This is a genomic window from Paracoccus sp. (in: a-proteobacteria) (assembly GCF_046462195.1).
Classification (GTDB): Bacteria; Pseudomonadota; Alphaproteobacteria; order Rhodobacterales; family Rhodobacteraceae; genus Paracoccus.
Window position 1 is genome coordinate 1 of the sequence record NZ_JBKGUN010000159.1, and the last position, 6,142, is coordinate 6,142.

Sequence of the window (6,142 nt, forward strand, 5' to 3'; positions counted from 1 at the left end):
CGGCCGAGGGCGGCGAGGCCGTGGGAACCGTCAGTTCGGGCGGGTTCGGCCCATCGGTCGGCGGGCCGGTCGCCATGGCCCGCATTCCTGCCGATATTCCCGAAGGCACCACTCTTTACGCGGAACTGCGCGGCAAGCGTCTGCCCGTGGCCGTCTGCGCCCTGCCCTTTGTCACCCCATCCTATCACCGCTGAGGAGCGTCCCATGCTGAAATACACCGAAGACCACGAATGGCTGCGTGCCGAGGGTGATGAAATCGTCGTGGGCATCACCAAACATGCCAGCGAGCAGTTGGGCGACGTGGTCTTCATCGAACTGCCCGAAGAAGGCCGGGAGGTCGGGGCTGGCGAAGAAATCGTGGTGATCGAAAGCGTCAAGGCCGCATCCGACATCGTGGCCCCGGTGGCGGGGATCGTCACCGCCGTGAACAGCGCGCTGGCCGATGCGCCGGGCGACGTGAACGGCGATCCCATGACGGCCTGGTTCTTTCGCCTGAAGCCGTCGAATGCCGGTGCGATGGACGCATTCATGGACGAGGATGCCTACAAGGCGCTGATCAGTTGATGCCAAGCCGCCATTGGGCTCCGCCCTGGTGGCGACCCCTGACCCGTGCGTGACGATGAAAGGTGGGGTGTGCCGCCTCACCGGAAGGATGGATGAGCCATGACCCGCTGGAACCCGACCGCCTATGATCCCGATGATTTCGCGAACCGCCGCCACATAGGGCCGTCTCCGGCCGAGATGGAGGAGATGCTGAAGGTCGTGGGCGCCGACAGCCTGGACCAGTTGATCGAGCAGACCGTGCCTGCCGCCATCCGGCAATCCGATGCCCTGGACTGGCCCGCCTTGTCCGAGGCCGGGCTGCTGGCGCGGATGAAGGAAGTCGCAGCAAAGAACCGCGTGATGACCAGCCTGATCGGGCAAGGCTATCACGGCACGGTCACGCCGCCCGCGATTCAGCGCAACATCCTGGAAAACCCTGCCTGGTACACGGCCTATACCCCCTACCAGCCAGAGATTGCTCAAGGGCGGCTGGAGGCCTTGCTGAACTTCCAGACCATGGTGGCAGACCTGACGGGCCTTCCGGTGGCCAATGCCAGCCTGCTGGACGAGGCAACGGCGGCGGCCGAGGCGATGGCCATGGTCCGGCGGCAGTCACGCTCCAAGGCGGACACCTTCTTCGTTGCCCATGACCTGCATCCCCAGACAATCAGCGTCATCGAGACGCGTGCCGCCCCTTTGGGGATCCGCATCGTCAAGGCATCGATCGACGATCTGAAGGCGGACGAGGTGTTTGGCGCCATCTTCCAGTATCCGGGCACCTATGGCCATATCCGCGACCTGACGCCCGAGATCGAGGCCCTGCATGCGGCAGGCGCTCTGGCCGTGGTGGCCACGGACCTTCTGGCGCTGTGCGTGCTGAAGGAACCCGGTGCGATGGGGGCCGACATCGCGGTCGGCTCGGCGCAGCGGTTCGGCGTCCCGATGGGCTATGGTGGTCCGCATGCGGCCTTCATGTCCTGTCGGGACGGGCTGAAGCGCGCCATGCCGGGCCGGATCGTCGGCGTCAGCATCGATGCGCGCGGGAACCAGGCTTATCGCCTGTCCCTGCAAACGCGCGAACAGCACATCCGACGCGAAAAGGCGACCAGCAATGTCTGCACCGCGCAGGCGCTGCTGGCGGTGATGGCATCGTTTTATGCCGTGTTTCACGGCCCCGAAGGATTATGCGCCATTGCGCAGCGGGTGCACCTGCATGCCGCCACCATCGCGAACGCCCTGCGCGAAGCAGGCGCCGAAGTGGCGCCCGAAGCCTTTTTCGACACGATCACGGTCAAGGTCGGCGTGGGCCAGCAGGGCATCATGGCCGCCGCCCGCCACCGGGGCATCAACCTGCGGCGCGTCGGACGGGACCGCGTGGGCATCAGCGTCGATGAAACAACAGATGCACAGGTGATCGTCCGCCTGCTGGATGCCTTCGGGATCACCGATCCCGCCCGGCCCGCCAAGGCGCCCGCCATTCCGGACATGCTGCTGCGCGAAAGCGAATACCTGGCCCATCCGGTCTTTCACATGAACCGTGCGGAATCCGAGATGATGCGCTATATGCGGCGCTTGTCAGACCGGGATCTGGCGCTGGACCGTGCGATGATCCCGTTGGGGTCCTGCACGATGAAGCTGAACGCGGCGGCCGAGATGATGCCGATCACCTGGCCGGAATTCGGCGCGCTGCATCCCTTTGCGCCCACCGATCAGGCCGCCGGTTATCACGAAGCGATCTCGGACCTGACCGAAAAGCTGTGCCGCATCACCGGCTATGACGCCTTCTCGATGCAGCCGAACAGCGGCGCACAAGGGGAATATGCCGGCCTGCTGACGATCCAGGCCTATCACAAGGCCCAGGGCGACGATCAGCGTGATGTCTGCCTGATTCCGGTTTCGGCCCATGGCACCAATCCCGCCAGCGCGCAGATGTGCGGCATGAAGGTCGTCGTGGTGAAATCCGCACCCAACGGCGACATCGATGTGGAGGATTTCGCCGAAAAGGCCGCGCAGGCGGGGGACCGGCTGGCCGCGGTGATGATCACCTATCCCAGCACGCATGGGGTCTTCGAGGACACGGTACGGCAGGTCTGCCAGATCACCCATGACCATGGCGGTCAGGTTTATATCGACGGCGCCAACATGAACGCGCTGGTGGGCCTGGTGAAGCCCGGAAAGATCGGCGGCGACGTCAGCCACCTCAACCTGCACAAGACCTTTGCCATTCCTCATGGCGGCGGTGGGCCCGGCATGGGGCCGATTGGGGTCAAGGCGCATCTGGCGCCCTTCCTGCCCGGCGACCCGCAGACGGGCGAGGGCGCAGTATCGGCGGCCCCTTATGGCAGCGCCTCGATCCTGCTGATCTCCTGGGCATATTGCCTGATGATGGGCGGTGCCGGGCTGACGCAGGCAACCCGGGTGGCGATCCTGAACGCAAATTACATCGCAAGCCGTTTGGCCGGGGCTTACCCTATCCTGTTCATGGGCAATCGCGGCCGCGTGGCGCATGAATGCATCATCGACACGCGGCCTTTTGCCGAAAACGGCGTGACGGTGGACGACATCGCGAAACGTTTGATCGACAACGGCTTCCACGCCCCCACCATGAGTTGGCCGGTCGCCGGAACGCTGATGGTGGAGCCCACGGAAAGCGAGACAAAGGCCGAGATCGATCGTTTTGTCACCGCGCTTCTCGGGATCCGGGCCGAGATCACCGAGGTGGCCGAGGGGCGCGTTTCCGCGGATCAGAGCCCGCTGCGTCACGCTCCGCATACGGTGGAGGATCTGGTCGGCAACTGGGACCGTCCTTATTCGCGCGAACAGGGCTGTTTTCCCCCGGGGGCGTTCCGGGTGGACAAGTACTGGCCACCGGTCGGGCGGGTTGACAACGCCTTTGGCGACCGCAACCTGATCTGCACCTGCCCCCCCTTGGAGGCCTATGCCGAGGCGGCGGAATAGCCACAGCTGACGCACGCAGGCCGACAAAAGCGTCATCTTTCTGGAACCTCGGGTCCCTGAATGGATTTCACACCTATGTCACGACCCGGCACGCCTGCGTGAGCAGGCGGCGCGGGTTGCAATCCATGAGGTGCCGATGCCCGCTCCCCTTCCCCCCGCCAACCGCGCCAGAGAAGAGCTGATCGCCAACCTGATGGCGGTTCCTGCCGCCATCGGCCTGATCATTGCCGTTCTCGCTTTTGTTCAACGGGAGTCCGGCATCGCGGGAACGCCCGGCGCAGGATTGGCCATCTTTGGCATGGCCGCATTGACGTTGGCTGCCCTGCTGGTGGGGCGGCTTGTTCCGGGACGGTTGCGCACCTTCATCGCGGTCATGATCCTGGTCGGGGGGCTGCTGACGCTTTTGTGCACCTGGTTCCTGATGCAGGGCTGGATGATGCTCTGCGTCATTCTGACCTTGGTGCTGTGGCTGATCTTCATTTTTGTGGCGAGGTGATCCCATGACCCTGACCCGTTTCCTGCCCGCGTTGCTGCTGATATCCGCCCCCATGGCCCAAGCCCAGCAAACCGAATGGACGAATTTCCACGGCAATGCGATGGCGCAGAAATACTCGGCCTCGACTCAGATCACGCCTGAAAATGTCGGTGACCTGGAAAAGGCGTGGGAGGTTCAGACCGGCGACGTTTCCGACGGTTCGGGCGATATTGTGGGCACCGTCTGGTCGGCCACGCCGCTCCTGGCCAATGACCTGCTGTATTTAGGCACCCCCTTTTATCGCATCCTTGCCGTCCGGCCGGACACGGGCGAGGTGGTCTGGACCTATGCGCCGGACAACACGACGCTGGAGCCGCTGACCCAGCCGGAACTGAAAAACCGCGGCGTCACCTATTGGGAGGGCGAAGGCGACGGCCCCTGCGCCAAGCGCGTTTACATCGGCACGATGGACGCCCATCTGCATGCCGTTGATGCCGACACCGGTGAACTCTGCGCCGATTTCGGGGATAACGGCGTCCTGAACGTCAACCAGTGGAACAAGCCGGAGGCAAATTTTCCGCTGTCGCAGCTGCAGCCGCCCACGGTCTTTCGCGACAAGCTGCTGTTGGGCTGGGCCGGCAAGGATTGGCATGACGCGCAGAACCCGCTCGGCTCCGTCTTTGCGGTCGATGCGCGCACGGGCGAACTGGATTGGAGCTTTTATTCCATCCCCGAGGACTATCCCGGTACAACCGGCACGGCGAACGTCTGGACTGCCATGTCGGTCGATGACGAGAACGGCTTGGTGTACCTGCCCGTTTCCAGCCCAAGCGCCGATTATTACGGCGGCACGCGGCTGGAAGAGATCCCGATGGCCACTTCCGTCACGGCGCTTGATGGCGAAACAGGCGAGGTGCGCTGGTCGCGCCAGCTCGTCAAGCATGACATCTGGGATTACGACACGGTCTCTGCGCCGACGCTGATCGATATCCCCGGCGAAGGCGGGGCAACCCCGGCCTTGGTCCAGCCGACCAAGATGGGCTTTGCCTTTGTGCTGAACCGCCTGACCGGAGAGCCCATCTTCCCGATCGAGGATCGTCCTGTTCCCGCTTCGGATGTCGAAGGCGAAGTCGCCTCGCCCACCCAGCCCTATCCCACCCTGCCTGCCTCGCCCACGGGCGATGACTGGGGCGGCGTGTCGCGGCTGGCGGATATCGCCTCGTTCGGCTATTGCTCGCGCACCTTTGACGAACTGCGTTATGAAGGCCGTTACACACCGCCCAGCCTGGAAGGTTCTCTGGCCTTTCCCGCGACCGCGGGCGGCATGCAGTGGGGCGGCGGCGCCGTCGATCCGGAAACCGGCATCCTTTACATCAACAGCTCTCGCGTGGCGCAGATCTACCAGTTGATCGAGCGCGAGGAATATCAGACCATGACATCGGGCGGCAGCGAGGCCGAGGGTGGCCTGTTTCCGATGACCGGCACACCCTATGGTTTCCGGCTGGAGAATTTCCTGAACCCGATCGGCATGCCCTGCTGGAAGCCGCCTTACGGACTGATGAGCGCCATCGACCTGAAAACGGGCGAAACCTTGTGGGAGGTTCCTTTCGGGCAGATCCAGAAATGGGGCTTCTACATGCCAGAAAGCTGGGGTTCGCCGACCATCGGCGGCCCTGTGGTGACGGCATCGGGACTGATCTTCATCGGCGCTTCCATGGATGCACGGGTCCGTGCCCTCGATGCCTCCTCGGGCAAAGTTTTATGGAAGGCGCAGGTCGAGGCGCCGGCCGTTTCCATCCCGGCCGTCTATGACTATGACGGGCGCCAGTACGTCGTCTTTGCGGTGGGTGGCAACTCGATCATCAAGCCGCAGGTGGGCGATCAACTGGTGGCTTTCGCCCTGCCCGAATGAACGGCGCCACAAAAGACCGGCACGACAGGGGGCCCAAGTGGGCCCCTTGACAATTCTGGTGTCCCCGGTACACAGATCGCCTATTGGGGTCGTAGCTCAGTTGGTAGAGCGCGTCGTTCGCAATGACGAGGTCAGCGGTTCGATCCCGCTCACCTCCACCACCGTCCTCTGACCCACGTCCCTATTCGCGCCATGCACGCCAGGATCGGCGGCCGGGCTTCCTGCCCGCAATTCGCCTGATCCGGCGCGCGGAT

General features: G+C 64.0%; 5 protein-coding genes. All 5 read left to right on the forward strand.

Annotated elements, in window-relative coordinates; translation table 11 throughout:
* On the forward strand, positions 1 to 194 hold a 194-nt coding region (locus tag ACLHHB_RS10330; RefSeq protein ID WP_410218202.1), incomplete at its 5' end, for a glycine cleavage T C-terminal barrel domain-containing protein.
* Positions 195 to 204: 10 nt separating this feature from the next.
* Complete coding sequence (gene gcvH / locus ACLHHB_RS10335; RefSeq protein WP_410218203.1) at positions 205 to 564, forward strand: glycine cleavage system protein GcvH; 360 nt, start codon at positions 205 to 207, stop codon at positions 562 to 564.
* Positions 565 to 663: 99 nt separating this feature from the next.
* Positions 664 to 3,501 (forward strand): aminomethyl-transferring glycine dehydrogenase, encoded by a 2,838-nt coding sequence (gcvP, locus tag ACLHHB_RS10340; RefSeq protein ID WP_410218204.1) that lies wholly within the window; start codon positions 664 to 666, stop codon positions 3,499 to 3,501.
* A 136-nt stretch (positions 3,502 to 3,637) separates the two neighbouring features.
* On the forward strand, positions 3,638 to 3,997 hold the full coding sequence (locus tag ACLHHB_RS10345) for a hypothetical protein (protein ID WP_410218205.1): 360 nt from the start codon (positions 3,638 to 3,640) through the stop codon (positions 3,995 to 3,997).
* A 4-nt stretch (positions 3,998 to 4,001) separates the two neighbouring features.
* A complete protein-coding gene (locus ACLHHB_RS10350; protein ID WP_410218206.1) occupies positions 4,002 to 5,888 on the forward strand; it encodes a pyrroloquinoline quinone-dependent dehydrogenase in 1,887 nt (628 codons plus the stop codon).
* The last annotated feature ends 254 nt before the right edge of the window (positions 5,889 to 6,142 follow it).

What these genes read in the sequence shown, in the direction of transcription:
- gcvH (WP_410218203.1), top strand. Translation starts at nt 205, where the DNA reads ATGCTGAAATACACCGAAGACCACGAATGGCTGCGTGCCGAGGGTGAT.
- gcvP (WP_410218204.1), top strand. Translation starts at nt 664, where the DNA reads ATGACCCGCTGGAACCCGACCGCCTATGATCCCGATGATTTCGCGAAC.
- ACLHHB_RS10345 (WP_410218205.1), top strand. Translation starts at nt 3,638, where the DNA reads ATGCCCGCTCCCCTTCCCCCCGCCAACCGCGCCAGAGAAGAGCTGATC.
- ACLHHB_RS10350 (WP_410218206.1), top strand. Translation starts at nt 4,002, where the DNA reads ATGACCCTGACCCGTTTCCTGCCCGCGTTGCTGCTGATATCCGCCCCC.